This is a genomic window from Romboutsia sp. 1001285H_161024_C4 (assembly GCF_015550185.1).
Taxonomy (GTDB): Bacteria; Bacillota; Clostridia; order Peptostreptococcales; family Peptostreptococcaceae; genus Romboutsia_C; species Romboutsia_C hominis.
The window spans coordinates 241,341-258,308 of sequence record NZ_JADNAJ010000002.1 but is presented as its reverse complement, the minus strand read 5'-3'; the positions used below and the strand labels follow the sequence as shown (position 1 = coordinate 258,308).

Below are 16,968 nucleotides of genomic sequence, written 5' to 3'. Positions count from 1 at the left end.
AATCCCCCTCTTTTAATAAATCATATAAATGTTTTACTTATTTAGATTATGAGAATTTTCAACAACTTCTATTATCTTATTAGTATGTTGTTCTTTATTAAACTCATATCCTTCATTACCATTTCTTAAGTGTATTAAATACTCTATATTTCCTTCAGGACCTTTTATCGGTGAGTAATCTAATCCTAATATTTCAAATCCATTTTCAACAGCAAAATTAGATATCATTTCTATAACTTCAATATGTGTTGATTTTTCTCTAACCACACCTTTTTTACCAACTTTTTCCCTACCAGCTTCAAATTGTGGCTTTATTAAAGCTACGATTTGACCATCTGGACGTATTAATTCCTTGCATTTTGGTAGTACTAGCTTTAAAGATATAAAAGATACGTCTATAGATGCAAAATCTGCAAACTCTTTAGTTTGTTCTATAGTAACATGTCTTATATTAGTTCTCTCCATGCAAACTACTCTCTCATCTTGTCTTAATTTCCATGCAAGTTGTCCATATCCAACATCTATAGAAAATACTTTTGATGCTCCATTTTGAAGCATACAATCAGTAAATCCTCCTGTTGATGAACCTATGTCCATACACACTTTTCCTTCTAATGTTAAATCAAAGTTATTCATGGCTTTTTCAAGCTTTAATCCACCTCTACTTACATATGGTATTGGATCTCCTTTTACCTCTATCTTAGCTTCTTCATCAACATCAGAACCTGCTTTATCACATCTTTGATTATTTACAAATACAAGACCTGCCATTATTGCCTTTTTAGCTCTTTCTCTACTTTCAAAGTATCCTTTTTCTACTAATAATAAATCTATTCTTTTTTTCATAAAATTACCTTTCTAGTTTACAGTCTTTTACTCTCATTGCTATCTTCTCTGGAGATAGACCTATTGTATCATATATTTCATCTGCATTCCCATGAGGTACAAATGCTTCTGGAAGACCTAAATTCATAATATTAACATCAATTTTATTGTCTGTTATATATTTATTTATTCTACTTCCAAATCCACCTATTATTGTATTATCTTCAATAGTTATAACCTTTTTATGAGTTTTTAATAAATCTGCTAAAATATTTTTATCAATAGGCTTTAAGAACCTTGCGTTAACTATTGTTGGATTTATATCCTCTTTTTCTAATAATTCTTTAGCTTTAAGAGCATGTTTAACCATATTTCCTATTGCTAGTATAAGTATGTCTTCTCCTTTTGACAATACTTCATAACTTCCTACTTTTATAGGTTCATACTTACCACTTTCTAAGTAATAACTACCTCCTCTTGGATATCTAATAGCTACAGGCTCTTTTAATTCTAGAGATAAATCCATCATTAACTCTAACTCTTTGCAATCCTTAGGAGCCATAACCGTTATATTTGGTATTGCATTTAAATAGCTTAAATCAAACATACCATGATGAGTTTCACCATCATTACCTACTATACCAGCTCGATCTATAAGGAATGTTACAGGTTTTTTAGTTATACATACATCATGTATTACTTGGTCATATGCCCTTTGTAAAAATGATGAGTATACAGCAAAATAAGGTTTTAATCCATTTTTTGCAAGTCCTGCAGCAAATGTAGTTGCATGTTGTTCTGCTATACCAACATCATAGTATCTATTTGGGTATACTTTTTCAAATAAGTTTAATCCTGTACCCGATGGCATAGCTGCAGTTATTGCACATACTCTATCATCTTTTTCTCCCATAGATACTAATTTCTCTCCAACTAATGAAGATATAGATTTTGTACCAGATGATTTTATACCTTCTCTTATATCAAATTTTGACACTCCATGATATTTATGTGGTTCATTTTCTGCAAATCTATATCCTTTACCTTTTTTAGTTATAACATGAAGAAGCTTTGGCCCTTTTTTTTGTTTGCATTTTTCTAAAATTTCTATTAATTCTTTAATATTGTGCCCATCTATAGGGCCATAATATTTTATTCCTAAAGACTCAAATAACTCACATTCTTGAGGAATAAATGTACTTATTATACTATCTTTAAATTTATTTGCTGTTTTAGATATTAACTCTCCTCCAGGAGCTATATTTAATATCTTTTCAACTTCATTTTTTACTTTATTAGCGGCTGAGTTTCTAACTATACTAGATAAATACCTAGACATTCCACCAACATTTTTATCTATAGACATTTCGTTGTCATTTAATATAACTATCATATCTGTTTTTGTATGCCCTAGATGGTTTAATGCTTCTAGTGCCATACCGCCTGTTATTGATCCATCTCCAATTACAGCTATGACATTACTATCTTCACCTTTTATATCTCTTGCACATGCAATACCATGTGCTACTGAAATTGATGTGCTACTATGCCCTGTATCAAATATATCATGTGGACTTTCACATTCTTTAGGAAATCCACTTAAACCATTTAATTGTCTTAGTGTATTAAATTCTTCTTTTCTTCCAGTTATCATCTTATGTACATAAGATTGATGCCCAACATCCCATACAATTTTATCTTTCGGACTTTCAAATACCTTATGTAATGCTAGTGTAAGCTCTACAACCCCTAGATTGGAAGCTAAATGCCCTCCTGTTTGAGAAACAGATTTAACTAAAAATTTTCTTATATCCTTTGATAGTTCATCCATTTGTTCAACGTTCATCAACTTTATATCACTTGGAGAGTTTACTTTATCTAAATATTTATACATATAATCCTCACCTTTATTTATCAGCTATTAATACAATTAATAGTCTATAGTTTACTTTATACAAATTTTATTTATAAAATTCTAACATCTAAAAAATGAATATACCTTAGTATTGACTAAGTTATATTCATTTTATAACCGTATTAAAATATTTACTATTTCAAGTATCTTAATCTATATAAAATTTAACTATCTATAATTTTACTTATAGACATATAATTTTAATACTTTTGTCAAATACGAATTATATCATACATTGTATATTTTTTCAATTTACACGAAGTATAATGCTACTAATATACCTAGTATAGCCCCAAACAATACTTCTTTAGGAGTATGACCTACTAGCTCTTTTAATCTTTCATGCTTTATTGGTTTTCTATGTTGTACATCATCTATAATTTGATTTAGTATTGCCGCTTGTTTTCCTACAGAACGTCTTACTCCAGTTGCATCATACATTATTATTAAAGAGAATACACATACTATAGCAAAATCAGTTGATTGAAATCCCCTTTCTATGCCAACTAGTGTTGATAAGCTAGTTACAAATGAGCTATGAGAACTTGGCATACCTCCTGATGTAAATAATCTAGAAATTTCTATTCTCTTATCTTTTCCTGTAAATATTTTTATAAATTGTGCTAAGAAACAAGCAAATATACTTATCCCTAAAACTTTGTTGCTAAAAATTTGTGAAAAAAAATCCATCGTTCCTCCTTAATACTCTCTGTCCACTATATAATCAGCTAAACTGCTTAAAAATTCTGTATCATTTGATATTTGTGTTAATGCTTCTTTAGCTTCTTTTATTAATCTATTCGCTTCTTCTTTTGACTCTTCTAGTCCTATTAAGGATGGGTAAGTAGATTTATTATTGTCTATATCACTTCCTACTTTTTTTCCTAACTTAGACTCATCTCCAACTATATCTAATATATCGTCAACTATTTGGAAGGCTAGTCCTATATTTTTTGAATATTTAGTTATATTTTCTAATTCATTATCATTTGCATTTCCTATTATAGCTCCCGCTCTCATACATCCTATCATTATAGCTGCAGTCTTATTGTTATGTATATAATCTAATTTTTCTTTAGATATTTTCTTATTTTCACTTTGAACATCTACTACTTGTCCACCTATCATACCATTTATTCCTGCAGCTGATGCTATCTCATACATAGCATTTAAATATTTGTTTGGATTTTCTTTGTTCATAGAACCTAAAAGCATAACTTCAAAAGCATAATTTAAAAGGGCATCTCCTGCAAGTATAGCCATATCTTCACCAAATACTATATGATTTGTTTTTCTACCTCTTCTTAAATCATCATTATCAAGTGCTGGTAAATCATCATGTATTAAAGAATATGTATGTATCATTTCTATTGCCATAGCAAATGGTATCGCATCCTTATAATCTCCACCTACTGATTTACATGCTTCTAATGTAAGTATCGGTCTTAACCTTTTTCCACCTGCACTTAAACTATAATTCATAGCCTCCATTATAGTTTTTTGATATCCTTCTTCTTTTGGCATATACTCCTTTAATAATTTTTCTATATAGCTTGCTTTTTCTTTTAGCACTGCTTTAAATTCCACGTTTATTCCTCCCTAATATCAAATTCTTCTTCTACACCTAATTTATTAAATTTACTTATTTTAAATGTCGCATCATCTAAAAGCTTATTACAATATTTGTAAAGACTTATACCTTGTTCATACAAACTTAATGACTCATCTAAACTAGCATTTTTAGATTCTAATTTTTCTAGAATTTCCTCTAATTTTTTATAGGCTTGTTCATACGTTAGATTCATGTCTATACCTCTTTTGATTTTATTTTTTCAACAGTACACTCAATACTTCCATCTTTTAAAACTATATCTAAGTTATCTTTAAAATCTATCTCTTTTATACTGTTTACTGTAACTCCATGTTTTGATAATATACTATACCCTCTATCTAATGTTGATAAAGGGCTCATATTATGAAGTATTGCTCCAGTTTTTGAAAGTCGATCTTTTTCTGTGTTTAATTTCTTTTCTGCTTCAAGTGTTATTTTATCATATATCCTATCTAATTGTATAATTTTATCTCTTATTATATAGGACTTAATATAACTATTTATCTTATCCATAGTATGATTTAGTCTATGCTCGCTTATATTTATATTACTAGTTAATGATTTATTCATTCTATTTAATATGTTATCTAGTTTAAAATTTAATTCTTCTAATGATGGTGTTGCTATTTCTGCTGCTGCCGATGGTGTAGGTGCTCTCATATCACTTACAAAATCACATATAGTAAAATCTGTTTCATGCCCTACCGCAGATATTATAGGTATATTAGACTCAAAGACTGCCCTAGCTACCATTTCTTCATTAAATGACCATAGTTCTTCTATAGAACCTCCACCTCTACCAACTATAATTGTATCTACGTTATCCATCATATTAAAAAATTTTATCCCATCACATATATCATACTTTGAACTTTCACCTTGGACATTAACAGAATATAACTTTATATTAACTTTTGGGTATCTTCTTTTTACTACGTTTACTATATCTCTTATAACTGCACCTGTTTGTGATGTTACTACACCTATAGAATTTGGTATTTTTGGAATAGGCTTTTTATATTTATTGTCAAATAATCCTTCTTTTTCTAACTTTTCTTTTAATTTATTAAACTCTATATATAAATTTCCTATACCTTCTGTTTCTATAGAATTTATATACAACTGATAAGAACCATCTCTTTCATACACAGATATATATCCATTAGCTATAATCTTAGTCCCATTAGTTAGTGCTAAGTCTTTATTATAATTATTTTTAAATATAACACAATTTATTTTTGAATTTTCATCTTTTAAAGATAAGTATACGTTTCCACTACTATGTATTTTAAAATTTGATATTTCTCCTTTTACTTTTAAATTGTATAAGATAGGGTCATTGCTTAATATTCTTTTTATATATGAATTAGCTTCACTTATAGTTAAGGCTCTTATTTTCAAATTTTTTCACTCCTATTAAAGCACAACCAACAGCATTGTCTGTTGCGTACTCCGGTTTAGTAAAATATGCATTTATCTTATATTTTCTTAATCTATTTGTTAACTCTTTTGATATATACTTACTAGCAGATACCCCTCCAGCAAATACTATATCTTTTATATTGTATTCTTTACTTATATGCTCTATTGATTTTATCATATTTCTAACTACTGCATCTAAAACTAATTTACTTATGTACTCTTTGCCACAATTACCTATTATATTATCTATTTGATTTTCAAGACCTGATAGATTCATATATCCTTCTTTTACAGAAGTTTTTAAACCTTGTTTTATTGCAGACTCACAATTTAGTGCATTTTCATCTATATATTTACCACAAGGGAAATCATATCCCATCTTAACTCCAACTCTATCTATAAGTTGTCCAAAACTTATATCCTTGCTTCCACCTACTATTTCTATGTCATAGCTTTCTTTATTTTTAGTGCAAAGCAGTATTTCTGTTGTCCCTCCTGACATATGAACAGATAAGAACTTTTCTTTATTTAATTTATTATCTAAAAGACTTGCTTCTATATGATTTTCTTGATGAGTAGTTTCATATAAATCACAACCTATCATTGTTGAACACAGCTTAGAAAAATTATATCCTACAGTAAATACTGGCATATAAGAGTTTTTAATTGGTCTTGGTTTTGTAGATGCGCATATTCCAACTATATTATATTTATTTATAATCGATTTTATTTTACTGTCTATTTCTCCTAAATTATTTATATGCTGAAAAACAGCTTCACTTTGCCTTAATCCCTTGCTATCTTTTTTTACTTTAAGTAATATTTTTTCATTAAATATTACTTTTTTATCTAAAGATATAGCTGCTATAGAAGTTGTATAGCAGCTAGTATCTATTCCGATTATTATATTATTTTGATTCTGTTTCACTAACGACACTTCCTAATATTCCATTTATGAATTTAGGAGTTTTGTCATCACAGTATAATTTAGCCATTTCTATAGCTTCATTTATTGAAACTTTATTTGGTATCTCTTCTACAAATAATATTTCACATATAGCTAGTCTTAATATTGCTAAGTCTACCTTTGCCATTCTATTAACTGACCAATTTTTAGCATATTTGTTTATCATTGCATCTATTTCGTCCGATTTTTCACTTAATAATTTACACATTTGAGCCATATATTCTCTATCTATAACATCATCAGCTTTTAAATTTTCTAATTTTAACTCTGGGTTATTTGAATATTGTAATCTAAGCTCTTCATATCTATTTGTTATGTATTCTAATTGATCATTTAAAAATTTATCTAGTACATCACCCATATCTTCTTTAGTTATTTGAGTTTGATATATTAATTTCATCATATACTCTCTTGTAGTTACTTTTCTCGCCTTATCATTCTTCATTAGTCTTAATCCTCCTCTAATTGATATTATGTACATATTACACAATAAAAAACCCTCTGATTTTCAGAGGGTTTGATTAACTTTTCTTAGCTTGCTTAGCTTCTTCTCTTTCAGCTTTTTCTTTCTTAAAGCTGATTCCTTGAACATGTATATTAACTTGAGAAACATTTAATCCTGTCATTGTCTCAACAGTGTTTTTAACATTTTCCTGAATTTTAAAAGCTATGTCTGGTATAGATACACCATACTCTATCATAACCATAACATCTAAGCTAACTTCCTCTTCTTCTACTTGTATTTTTACACCATTATTTTTAAATAATTTATCTGTTAATGTTGTATTCGTTTCAACGCCTTCTATCTCTAATGCTGCAAGACCTGCTATAGTAGATATTACATCATTAGATATTTTAACTTGTCCAAAATCATTATTTTCCATGATAAACTTACCCCCTTATATAAGGAACTATTTTATAACTATAATAATACCAAATACCATTAAACTTTGCAAGGAAATAACCTTAGTTAAATTCTAAGGTTATTGTTTTCCTTATATTAATATGTATATTTTTTGTTTTATATTAATTTTCATTGTTCATAATTTTTATATTTTCATAATCTACTTTTGCTTCTTCTGCTACTAAATCAAATACTTTTGCTGCATCTTTCTTTTCAAATTTTTTCTCATTTACTACAACATTTACACTTTCATCACTTATATATACTAGTGCATTTTCAAAACCTTTAGTACTTAATAAGTTTTCTATTTTAAGTTCAGTTTCCTGGTCTTTAACTAATTTAAGCTTCATATTTGATGCTTCTTCTCTAGCTTTATCCGAAGTAGATGGATTATTTATCATTTCGTTTAATTGTCCACTTAATTCATTTCTTTGCTTTTCTCTAGTCATTTTCATATCTAGTATATATGTAGACTTTTTCATATTTTTTTCTGATGTTAATTGACTTTTTATCTCCTTACTTGTTTCAGTTACCTTTTCATTAACTTCGCTTTTTTTACTATCTACGACTTCTACATCGTCTTCTTTATCTTTTTTATTTTCAGATTTCTTTTCTGAGTTTTTCTCTATTTGAGCTTCTTCATATGCTTTTAGCTCTTGACCTGTTTCTATAGCTGATTTTTCACTTAACTTATAATTCACAGCTCCTACTACTACTAACATCGCTGCTAAACTTACTACAACAAAACCTCTACCCTTATAATCAAACTTCATTTTTATCCCCCCAGTTTAATATTTATTACTTTGTGTATACTTCTACTTGATGCCCTGCTACCTGAAGAGCAGTTTGTACAGCATCATAAAGTGTTTCTTTAACAGTCGGGTCACTAGCCCCACTTGATACTACTATTACACCTTTTATACTTGCTTCATTAGTTTTTAATACTATTGGTTCATTTGAACCTGATGTTATTATAGTTTTATTATCACTTGATGTTGTTATAGTTCTTTCTCCTCCCTTAGTATCTTTTTCTTCTGTTTTTTCTGTAGTTGAGTTTGAATTATATGCAGGTTGAATTTCTTCACTAGACTCAAATGTTATCATTACATCTACTTCCCCAGCTCCTTCTATTTTTGATAGTATTTCCTTTAGTTTACTTTCTAAATTTTTTTCTTGATTTGAAGAGCTAGTAGTTTCTGGTTCATTTTTTTTAACTACTTCTTTTTCTTTATTATCTTTTGGTGATAAACTTGGCATTGCGATAAGAGCTATTGCACAAACTACTACTAAAGATAATAATGTGTATATCTTTTTTTTATCTTTTTCATTTAGGTTTTTAAACATTCCCACAACTCCTATTAATCAATTTCTATAGTTTCTATAGATACATCTAGTATCTCTATTAAGTCCTCTTTTAGTTTATCTTCATCTATTCCTTTTTGACTTTCATCGCTTTCATTAAAAGCTTGTTTTATTTTTTCTTTTTCTTTAGATTGTATGTCCTCTTTTCCACTTTTATTACTACTTTTTTCTTTAACTTTTATATTTTCTATATCAGATCCATTTATATCTACGTCTTCTAATTCATATCCATACTCATCTAGCTTTAGCTTTAAGACTTCTTTAAGTCCATCTTCATATCCTTTACTTAAGCTATCCTTACCTGTTTCATTTGCCAAACTATTCATACTATCTACATATTCTTTATTATATTTAGCCATAGACTTTAAAATAGTGTCCTCCAATCTAATATTAGATGAAAATATATTTATAATTGGAGTTAAAACTATAAACACAAATATGAAATTTAATACTAAATTTATATATGGTTTTATTTTAGACGATGGTAAAATCATATTAACTACATTTACTATAAAAGCACCTATTAGTATAGTTATAATCCACTGTTTTATACCTTCTAACATAACCCACCTCTTATCCTTGAGCTACTACACTTATTGAAGTTATTATTGCTACTGTAACAAAAAACATTATTGCAATTGCGATTATGCAAGCCAACATTACTACCATTAAGTTGGCTATTTCATTTAAAAAACTTGATATTTTCTCTTCTCCTATAGGCTCTACTACTATAGCAGATATTTTATAAACCAATACTACAGATAATATTTTTATAACTGGAACCAAACAAATTCCAACTATTAATACAAGGCCAATTCCTCCAAATACACCTTTTATAAGCTGCGATGATGAGAGCAGTATATCAACTGAATCAGATACAAAATTACCTACCACTGGAATAAAGTTTCCTAAGGCAAATTTAGCTGTTTTAACTGTAAAATTATCTATATTTTTTACATATAAGCCTTGCATAGATACAAGTCCTAAATATATGGTAAACATTGCTCCTATAGAAACTAAATTTATTTGTCTTATAAAAGATGATAGTTTTTTTAGTTTTATACTTTGAGATAAATTATTTACGACTAGAATTGCAAATGCTACAGAAATTGATACGAATAAAAATTGTTTAAAAATTATATTTATGAATGCAACTCCACCTATAAATATTGGGTTTAAAACTGTTGATGTAATAGGAAATCCTATAAGCACCAATAATGTTATAAGTATAGGCATTATTACTTTCATTAAATTTACGGTGGAATCTATAGTATCATTACATATTGATAGTATATCTTTAAATCCGACTAGCGTAAGAGATACTATTGTTATAAATATTATATAAGTAATTATCTGACTTATTGCTCCCGATGAAAAAGAGTTTTGTAAACTTTTAAGTAAAGATGATAATAGTGCTAGTACTAATATTAGTGATGCTACTTTTAGACTTGCTTTAAATTCATCAAATAACATATATTTTATAGATTCTTTATTAAACAAATCTGTTATTTTCTTTTCTCCACTTATAAGCTCTTTTATAAATACTTTTAAATCAACCTCTTCTACTACTACCGAATCCTGTATAAAATTTTCTATTTCTCCTATGTTTATTTTTTCTAATTGACTATCTATATAATTATCTATACTTTTCTTTGTTTCATTATAGTTTTCATCTTTATCATTTTCATTTGAAAAACTTATAGAAAAAGATGCCATAATCATAAATATCGTAAGTATAGATGCTAAAAAGCTTTTTTTCATATGTAATCATTCTCCTACGGGATAATATTTATTATCATCTCTACAATAGATAAGAGTATTGGAAAAGACATAGTCATAACTATTACTTTTCCTCCAAATTCTAATTTAGAGGCTATACTTTTTTCTCCACAATCATTACAAAGTTGTATTGCAAATTCCATAAGATAGGCTATCCCTATTAATTTTATTATTAAAGTTATATATACAGATGGTATATTAGCTTTTTGAGCTAAGTTCTGTATGCTTTCAATTATAAAGTTTAGCTTAAATATTACAGATAAAAGTATCGTTACCCCTGCAATTATTGCTATGAAATTTGCCATCTCTGGTCTTTTAGGCCTTATAATTAAACAAATAGTCATTGCCAGTATAGCGACTCCAATAAGTTTTATAATTTCCAAAGTGTCACCCCCTACTTAGTAAAGCATGAACATCGTCTTTATTGTATCAAATAAAACACTTACCTCTTTTAATACAATTGTAAATGCCATAACTACTCCTACTACAGTGACATATATTTGCCAGTCTTTTCTGCCTGAAGCATCTAATATAGTATTAATTATTGTTATTAAAAGTGCTCCTATACCTAACTTAAATATTAGTGAAATATCCATACTAATCCTCCTATATCAAAATTATTCCTATAGCCAATCCTATAATTGTAGATAATTTTTTATAAACTGCACCTTTTTTATTTATATCTTCTTTAGTTTCATTAGTTATGCCCTTTAAATTTTCTATACATAAATCAATCATCCTAGTTTGAGATTCTATATCACTTTTGCCTAAAGCTAATATAAGTTTTTTAACTTCATCAACCTCCTTATCTTGTAAATAGGTTTCTTTTTTTAAAATACTTATATTGTCATTTAAAATATCATCTAATATTTTTTCAGTATTATTTGTAAGTCCATATTTTAACTGCATAAAAAACTTATGTGTAAAATATTCTTTCTTTGCTGAAAGCCTTTCAAAAATCTCCTCTAGAGTATACATTCCAAAGTGCAGGTCCATCCTCATTATCTCTAATATTTTTATGAGATCATTTACTTGTTTATGCCTATTTGTATAAGCTTTACTTATATATTCACCTATTAAATAGCTGCAAGCTACTAAAATACCTATTATTATAATTTTAATTTGCAAAATACCATCTCTTTTCTTCTAAATCATATATTTTATCGATTGTTCCTGGTCCCTTTTTGGCAGAGAGTATAATTACTTTTTTAAATAATTCTTTATCTAATAATCTATTTAATTCTTTTCTATTTTTTATGTCTTCTATAGAATCACCATGTACTGTAGTTATTAGGCTAACACCGCTATTTAAGGCCGTATATAAGGCATCTATTTCATCTTTACTACCTATTTCGTCTGTTACTATTAAATTAGGTGACATAGATCTAAGTAACATTATTATCCCTATATCTTTAGGACAAGTTTCTATTATGTCAGTTCTTATACCAACATCCATTTGAGGTATTCCAAGATATGATCCTCCTATTTCATTACGTTCATCTATTAAAGCAACCTTTATACCTTTAAATCCATAATCTTTATTTCCATTACTTAAATTTCTTACTATATCTCTTACTAAAGTTGTTTTCCCACACTGAGGTGGAGATATTATTAGAGTGTTATTTACTGAATTACTTCCTTTTATGATATGATTTAAAATTTTATTAGAGCACCCTATAACTTCCTTTGATACCCTTATATTTAAAGATGATACATGCTTTATATTTTTAACTTGTCCATCTTCAACTATTGCCTTTCCAACAATACCTACTCTATGCCCTCCCCTTAATGTTATAAATCCTTTTTTTATATCATCCATAAAAGAATGTATTGAATATTTGCATATCATTTGGAAACTTTGCTCTATATCATCTTTAGTTACTATGTATGAATCACCATAGCTAGTTTCAAGCTTGTTCAAATTTATGTTATAAAAATAATCTTTGTTATTTGAATTTATAATAAGTGGTTTATTACAACGTAGTCTTATCTCCTCTATACTTATGTTATCTTTTAATATGTTTTTTATTTTGTCTCTTACGTTAATAGCTAGTGAATTTATAACTTCATTGCTAAGTTCATACATAACTATCCTCCTCCTTTGTATATATAAATTCTATTAAATAAATATAAAATTTATGACAACAAAAAAAGAAGTCATAAGACTCCTTCTCTATTTCCATCTTTTCCATTGTACTATAAATAAAATACCTGCTAAAAATAATGCACTTCCTATACCTATATATACTGGCGACCAGTATATTGGTTTTACAAATGAACTTTCTCTAATAGTTATACCTAATGTCATCATAACAGCCATTATTATATAGCTTTTAGTGTCAAAGAATGAAAATATACATAGTTTTTCTTTATCTTTATCAGCTATTCTATCTCTATGTTTATTAACTAATTTTTTAAATATAAAATTGAAAAATATATAAAATACTACTATAGATACTATTATTGATATTACTATTTTACTTCTTAAACTTAAAAATACATCAAGTCCAAGTTTTAAAACCATCCCTCCAGCTAAAACCCATACTATTCCAGCTATCAATAGTAGATTTTTCTTATAACATCTTGGTACAAAATTTTCCATATTCCGTCATCTCCATAATTTTTTTGCTTCTCTAATTATACCCTTATATTTTTATATAAAACTTTAGATACAAAATATTTTCTATACTAATTTAATTTATGATACATTAAGATTTTGAGTACTTACTTTTATAGTTTACAAAAAACAAGTAAAGTAAATAATCCTTATAATTAAAAATAGACTTTCTACGCTTGTAGAAAGTCTATTTTACTAATATTTCTTTAATACTATAGATGCGTTATGCCCACCAAACCCTAGTGAATTTGATAATGCATATCTGACTTCTTTATTTCTTCCTTTATCTAATACATAATCTAGGTCAAGTTCTTCATCTACATTTTGAACATTTACTGTAGGTGGTATAAAGTTATCTTTTATACTCATAGCACAAACTATAGCTTCTATCCCACCTGCTGCTCCTAATAAATGTCCTGTCATAGATTTTGTTGATGACACGCATAAGTCATATGCATTTTCTCTAAATACTGTTTTTATAGCTTGCGTTTCAAGCTTGTCATTGTAGTAAGTAGATGTTCCATGTGCATTTATATAGTCAACTTCTTCTATAGGAACATCTCCGTCCTTTAGAGCCATTTCCATAGAACGAGCTGCTCCTTCACCGTTTTCAGCCGGTGTCGTCATATGGTACGCATCTGCTGTTAATCCATATCCTACAATTTCAGCATATATATTAGCATTTCTTTTTAAAGCATGTTCTAATTCTTCTAGTATTAAAACTCCTGAACCTTCTCCCATTATAAATCCATCTCTATCTTTATCAAATGGTCTTGATGCAGCTTTTGGATCATCATTTCTAGTCGACATAGCCTTCATATTACAAAATCCTGCAAATGCAAGCGGAGTTATAGGAGCTTCACTTCCTCCTGCCACCATAATATCTGCATCGCCTCTTTGTACTATCTTAAAAGCATCTCCTATTGAATGTGTTCCTGATGCACAAGCTGTACATACATTTGTATTTGGTCCCTTAACACCTAAAAATATAGATACTTGACCTGATGCCATATTTCCTATCATCATAGGAACTAAAAATGGACTTACTCTTTTATTTCCTTTTTCTAAAAGAGTTTTATGTTGTTGTTCTATAGTTTCAACTCCACCTATTCCTGTTCCTATTATTACACCCATACGATCTTTATTTATAGAATCTAAGTTTAGTTTTGCATCTTCTACTGCCATTTTTGATGCAGCTATAGCATATTGAGTAAATTTGTCTAATCTTTTTATTTCTTTTTTATTTATATATTCCTCTGGATTAAAATCTTTTACTTCTCCTGCTATTTGAGTTTGGAAAGTACTAGCATCAAATCTAGTTACAGTATCAATTCCGCAAACACCAGCTTTTATATTTTTCCAAAAGTCTTCTTTATTATTTCCAATAGGTGTAACACATCCTAAACCAGTTATTACAACTCTCTTTTTCATAGAGAAATACCTCCACTATTTATTATCTTCTATAAATTTAACTATGTCTCCTATAGATTTGAAGTTTTCTGCTCCTGTATCTGGTATTTCCACTCCAAATTCATCTTCTAAAGCCATTATTATTTCTACTGCATCTAATGAGTCAACTTCTAAGTCCTTCATTAATGAAGTCTCCATTGTTATTTCCTTATCTTCTACGCTTAATTGCTCTCTTATTATTTCTACAACTTTTTCAAACATTTTTATTTCCTCCTAATTTTTACTTTTCAAAATTTTCAATCTTTTTATTTTGCAACTATACATACATAAAGTTTACTTTGCTAATATCACTAACCATATAACTTCTTATCTACTAATTTAAATCTATTTTCAAATGATTTATAACAAAGTTTTTAATTTATTAACAAAATTTATAAGTTTTTATTATTGCATTACCATTCCACCGTCTACGTTTATAACCTGACCAGTTATATAACTAGACATATCACTTGCCAAAAATACTACTGCATTAGCTACATCTTCTGGTTTCCCAAATTCTTTTTTAGGTATAGTGCTTAACATGCTATTTTTTATATCATCACTTAATACTTTTGTCATATCAGTATCTATAAATCCTGGTGCTACTGCATTTATATTTATATTTCTTGATGCAAGTTCTCTTGCTGTTGATTTTGTAAATCCTATAACTCCTGCCTTAGATGCACAGTAATTCGCTTGACCTACATTTCCTATTACACCTACTACAGATGATATATTTATTATTTTTCCATATTTATTTTTCATCATAGGTCTAGTAACTGCCTTAGTACAATTAAATACACCTTTTAAATTTATATCTATTACCTTGTCAAAATCTTCTTCCTTCATTTTCATAAGTAAGTTATCTTTAGTTATGCCTGCATTGTTTACTAGTATATCAACTCTACCAAATTCTTTTATAGTTTTATTTATCATTTCATTAACTTCTTCAGACTTTGATACATCACATTTTATAACTATACATTTTACACCTAAATTTTCTATCTCTTCTTTTGTTTTTAATGCTTCTTCTTCTTTTGATGTATAGTTTATAACTATATTAGCTCCATTATATGCAAGCTTTTTAGCAATCTCTTTTCCTATACCTCTAGACCCACCTGTTATTACTGCTATTTTATTTTTCAGATTTAACATACTATCTCTCCATTCTTATAGATCTCTACAAATTCTTCTAAAGAATCCATATTCTCTATATTATAAATATTTACATTTTTATCTATATTTGAAGATATCTTCTTTATAAATCCTTTTAAGGTTTTTCCTGGGCCTATTTCTATAAATGTGTCATAACCTTCATTTATTAATTTTTCTATTGAATCTTCCCAAAGTACAGAAGAACTAACTTGTGATATAAGTAAATCCTTTCCTTCATCTTCATAGTATTTTGCATTAACATTTGATACTACACTTACCTTAGGTTTTCTTATGTTTACTTTATTTAGCTCTTTAGATAATTTTATTCCTGCTTCTTTTAGCATTGATGAATGAAATGGACCACTAACATTTAACTTAACAGCTCTTTTGGCTCCATTTTCTTTTAGTAATCTTATAGCTTCATCTATCTTATTATTTTCTCCTGATATAACTATTTGACCTGGAGAATTATAGTTTGCTACTTCAACAACTCCATCATCTATATTATCTATTATGCTTTTTAGCTTATTTCTATCTAACCCTAGTATTGCAGCCATAGCTCCTTTGCCTACTGGGACAGCTTCTTGCATAAATGATCCTCTTTTTTTAACTAAAGAAACAGCATCATCAAAATCAATAGCATCTGTAGCTACTAATGCACTATACTCTCCTAATGATAATCCTAAACATGCATCATATTTTAAGTCTATTTTTTCATTTAATGACTTTAAAAGAGCTATACTATGAGTAACTATTGCTGGCTGAGTATTTTCTGTTTTAGCTAATGTTTCACCATCACCTTCAAACATTATACGTTTTAAATCCATGTCTAAAGCTTCACAAGCTTTATCTATAACTTCTTTAGCTATATTATCATTTTCATATATATCTTTTGCCATACCTACATACTGACTTCCTTGTCCTGGAAATACTAATGCTATTTTACCCATAAGCCACCTCC

General features: G+C 28.1%; 22 protein-coding genes. All 22 read right to left on the bottom strand.

What is annotated here, in order from left to right:
- Window positions 1-33 precede the first annotated feature (33 nt).
- Complete coding sequence (locus I1959_RS04750) at window positions 34-846, bottom strand: TlyA family RNA methyltransferase (RefSeq protein WP_092924454.1); 813 nt, start codon at window positions 844-846, stop codon at window positions 34-36.
- Window positions 847-850: 4 nt separating this feature from the next.
- Entirely contained in the window at window positions 851-2,719 is a 1,869-nt protein-coding gene (dxs, locus tag I1959_RS04745; RefSeq protein WP_195237270.1) for a 1-deoxy-D-xylulose-5-phosphate synthase, read from the bottom strand.
- Between the two features lie 273 nt (window positions 2,720-2,992).
- Window positions 2,993-3,430, bottom strand: coding sequence for a divergent PAP2 family protein (locus I1959_RS04740; RefSeq protein ID WP_092924450.1), 438 nt, complete (start codon window positions 3,428-3,430; stop codon window positions 2,993-2,995).
- Window positions 3,431-3,439: 9 nt separating this feature from the next.
- Window positions 3,440-4,327 carry a polyprenyl synthetase family protein gene (locus I1959_RS04735; protein WP_166505846.1) on the bottom strand — a complete coding sequence of 296 codons (888 nt, stop codon included), beginning with the start codon at window positions 4,325-4,327 and terminating at the stop codon, window positions 3,440-3,442.
- A gap of 2 nt (window positions 4,328-4,329) precedes the next feature.
- Window positions 4,330-4,545 carry an exodeoxyribonuclease VII small subunit gene (xseB, locus tag I1959_RS04730; RefSeq protein WP_166505847.1) on the bottom strand — a complete coding sequence of 72 codons (216 nt, stop codon included), beginning with the start codon at window positions 4,543-4,545 and terminating at the stop codon, window positions 4,330-4,332.
- Between the two features lie 2 nt (window positions 4,546-4,547).
- Window positions 4,548-5,753: an exodeoxyribonuclease VII large subunit gene (gene xseA, locus I1959_RS04725; protein ID WP_166505848.1), complete on the bottom strand. Its 1,206-nt coding sequence runs from the start codon at window positions 5,751-5,753 to the stop codon at window positions 4,548-4,550.
- Entirely contained in the window at window positions 5,725-6,702 is a 978-nt protein-coding gene (locus tag I1959_RS04720) for a Kae1-like domain-containing protein (protein ID WP_166505849.1), read from the bottom strand. Before I1959_RS04720 ends, xseA begins: the two co-directional genes overlap by 29 nt.
- The gene (nusB, locus tag I1959_RS04715) at window positions 6,683-7,186 is read right to left on the bottom strand and encodes a transcription antitermination factor NusB (protein WP_092924440.1); all 504 of its coding nucleotides are present in this window, start codon (window positions 7,184-7,186) and stop codon (window positions 6,683-6,685) included. Before nusB ends, I1959_RS04720 begins: the two co-directional genes overlap by 20 nt.
- A 76-nt stretch (window positions 7,187-7,262) precedes the next feature.
- The gene (locus I1959_RS04710) at window positions 7,263-7,625 is read right to left on the bottom strand and encodes an Asp23/Gls24 family envelope stress response protein (protein WP_092924438.1); all 363 of its coding nucleotides are present in this window, start codon (window positions 7,623-7,625) and stop codon (window positions 7,263-7,265) included.
- A gap of 142 nt (window positions 7,626-7,767) precedes the next feature.
- Window positions 7,768-8,418, bottom strand: a complete 651-nt coding sequence (locus I1959_RS04705; protein ID WP_092924436.1) for a SpoIIIAH-like family protein — start codon at window positions 8,416-8,418, stop codon at window positions 7,768-7,770.
- Between the two features lie 25 nt (window positions 8,419-8,443).
- Complete coding sequence (locus I1959_RS04700; protein ID WP_092924434.1) at window positions 8,444-8,989, bottom strand: stage III sporulation protein AG; 546 nt, start codon at window positions 8,987-8,989, stop codon at window positions 8,444-8,446.
- A 14-nt stretch (window positions 8,990-9,003) separates the two neighbouring features.
- A complete protein-coding gene (locus tag I1959_RS04695; RefSeq protein ID WP_092924432.1) occupies window positions 9,004-9,570 on the bottom strand; it encodes a stage III sporulation protein AF in 567 nt (188 codons plus the stop codon).
- Between the two features lie 10 nt (window positions 9,571-9,580).
- Complete coding sequence (gene spoIIIAE / locus I1959_RS04690; protein WP_166505850.1) at window positions 9,581-10,768, bottom strand: stage III sporulation protein AE; 1,188 nt, start codon at window positions 10,766-10,768, stop codon at window positions 9,581-9,583.
- Window positions 10,769-10,782: 14 nt separating this feature from the next.
- Window positions 10,783-11,169, bottom strand: coding sequence for a stage III sporulation protein AD (gene spoIIIAD, locus I1959_RS04685; protein ID WP_166505851.1), 387 nt, complete (start codon window positions 11,167-11,169; stop codon window positions 10,783-10,785).
- 15 nt (window positions 11,170-11,184) lie between these two features.
- Complete coding sequence (locus I1959_RS04680; protein ID WP_092924426.1) at window positions 11,185-11,382, bottom strand: SpoIIIAC/SpoIIIAD family protein; 198 nt, start codon at window positions 11,380-11,382, stop codon at window positions 11,185-11,187.
- 10 nt (window positions 11,383-11,392) lie between these two features.
- Window positions 11,393-11,914 (bottom strand): stage III sporulation protein AB, encoded by a 522-nt coding sequence (locus I1959_RS04675; protein ID WP_195237268.1) that lies wholly within the window; start codon window positions 11,912-11,914, stop codon window positions 11,393-11,395.
- Window positions 11,904-12,872, bottom strand: a complete 969-nt coding sequence (gene spoIIIAA / locus I1959_RS04670; RefSeq protein WP_195237267.1) for a stage III sporulation protein AA — start codon at window positions 12,870-12,872, stop codon at window positions 11,904-11,906. Before spoIIIAA ends, I1959_RS04675 begins: the two co-directional genes overlap by 11 nt.
- An 87-nt stretch (window positions 12,873-12,959) precedes the next feature.
- The gene (locus tag I1959_RS04665; RefSeq protein WP_195237266.1) at window positions 12,960-13,388 is read right to left on the bottom strand and encodes a hypothetical protein; all 429 of its coding nucleotides are present in this window, start codon (window positions 13,386-13,388) and stop codon (window positions 12,960-12,962) included.
- A gap of 210 nt (window positions 13,389-13,598) precedes the next feature.
- Window positions 13,599-14,834: a beta-ketoacyl-ACP synthase II gene (gene fabF / locus I1959_RS04660; protein WP_195237265.1), complete on the bottom strand. Its 1,236-nt coding sequence runs from the start codon at window positions 14,832-14,834 to the stop codon at window positions 13,599-13,601.
- Between the two features lie 15 nt (window positions 14,835-14,849).
- Window positions 14,850-15,074 carry an acyl carrier protein gene (acpP, locus tag I1959_RS04655; protein ID WP_195237264.1) on the bottom strand — a complete coding sequence of 75 codons (225 nt, stop codon included), beginning with the start codon at window positions 15,072-15,074 and terminating at the stop codon, window positions 14,850-14,852.
- A gap of 183 nt (window positions 15,075-15,257) precedes the next feature.
- The gene (gene fabG, locus I1959_RS04650; protein WP_166505855.1) at window positions 15,258-16,007 is read right to left on the bottom strand and encodes a 3-oxoacyl-[acyl-carrier-protein] reductase; all 750 of its coding nucleotides are present in this window, start codon (window positions 16,005-16,007) and stop codon (window positions 15,258-15,260) included.
- On the bottom strand, window positions 16,001-16,957 hold the full coding sequence (gene fabD / locus I1959_RS04645; protein WP_166505856.1) for an ACP S-malonyltransferase: 957 nt from the start codon (window positions 16,955-16,957) through the stop codon (window positions 16,001-16,003). Before fabD ends, fabG begins: the two co-directional genes overlap by 7 nt.
- Window positions 16,958-16,968: the final 11 nt, after the last annotated feature.

Bases quoted from the DNA above. Each gene is read 5' to 3' on its own strand.
- I1959_RS04750 (WP_092924454.1), bottom strand. From the start codon at position 846: ATGAAAAAAAGAATAGATTTATTATTAGTAGAAAAAGGATACTTTGAA.
- dxs (WP_195237270.1), bottom strand. From the start codon at position 2,719: ATGTATAAATATTTAGATAAAGTAAACTCTCCAAGTGATATAAAGTTG.
- I1959_RS04740 (WP_092924450.1), bottom strand. From the start codon at position 3,430: ATGGATTTTTTTTCACAAATTTTTAGCAACAAAGTTTTAGGGATAAGT.
- xseB (WP_166505847.1), bottom strand. From the start codon at position 4,545: ATGAATCTAACGTATGAACAAGCCTATAAAAAATTAGAGGAAATTCTA.
- nusB (WP_092924440.1), bottom strand. From the start codon at position 7,186: ATGAAGAATGATAAGGCGAGAAAAGTAACTACAAGAGAGTATATGATG.
- I1959_RS04710 (WP_092924438.1), bottom strand. From the start codon at position 7,625: ATGGAAAATAATGATTTTGGACAAGTTAAAATATCTAATGATGTAATA.
- I1959_RS04705 (WP_092924436.1), bottom strand. From the start codon at position 8,418: ATGAAGTTTGATTATAAGGGTAGAGGTTTTGTTGTAGTAAGTTTAGCA.
- I1959_RS04700 (WP_092924434.1), bottom strand. From the start codon at position 8,989: ATGTTTAAAAACCTAAATGAAAAAGATAAAAAAAAGATATACACATTA.
- I1959_RS04695 (WP_092924432.1), bottom strand. From the start codon at position 9,570: ATGTTAGAAGGTATAAAACAGTGGATTATAACTATACTAATAGGTGCT.
- spoIIIAE (WP_166505850.1), bottom strand. From the start codon at position 10,768: ATGAAAAAAAGCTTTTTAGCATCTATACTTACGATATTTATGATTATG.
- I1959_RS04680 (WP_092924426.1), bottom strand. From the start codon at position 11,382: ATGGATATTTCACTAATATTTAAGTTAGGTATAGGAGCACTTTTAATA.
- spoIIIAA (WP_195237267.1), bottom strand. From the start codon at position 12,872: ATGTATGAACTTAGCAATGAAGTTATAAATTCACTAGCTATTAACGTA.
- I1959_RS04665 (WP_195237266.1), bottom strand. From the start codon at position 13,388: ATGGAAAATTTTGTACCAAGATGTTATAAGAAAAATCTACTATTGATA.
- fabF (WP_195237265.1), bottom strand. From the start codon at position 14,834: ATGAAAAAGAGAGTTGTAATAACTGGTTTAGGATGTGTTACACCTATT.
- acpP (WP_195237264.1), bottom strand. From the start codon at position 15,074: ATGTTTGAAAAAGTTGTAGAAATAATAAGAGAGCAATTAAGCGTAGAA.
- fabG (WP_166505855.1), bottom strand. From the start codon at position 16,007: ATGTTAAATCTGAAAAATAAAATAGCAGTAATAACAGGTGGGTCTAGA.
- fabD (WP_166505856.1), bottom strand. From the start codon at position 16,957: ATGGGTAAAATAGCATTAGTATTTCCAGGACAAGGAAGTCAGTATGTA.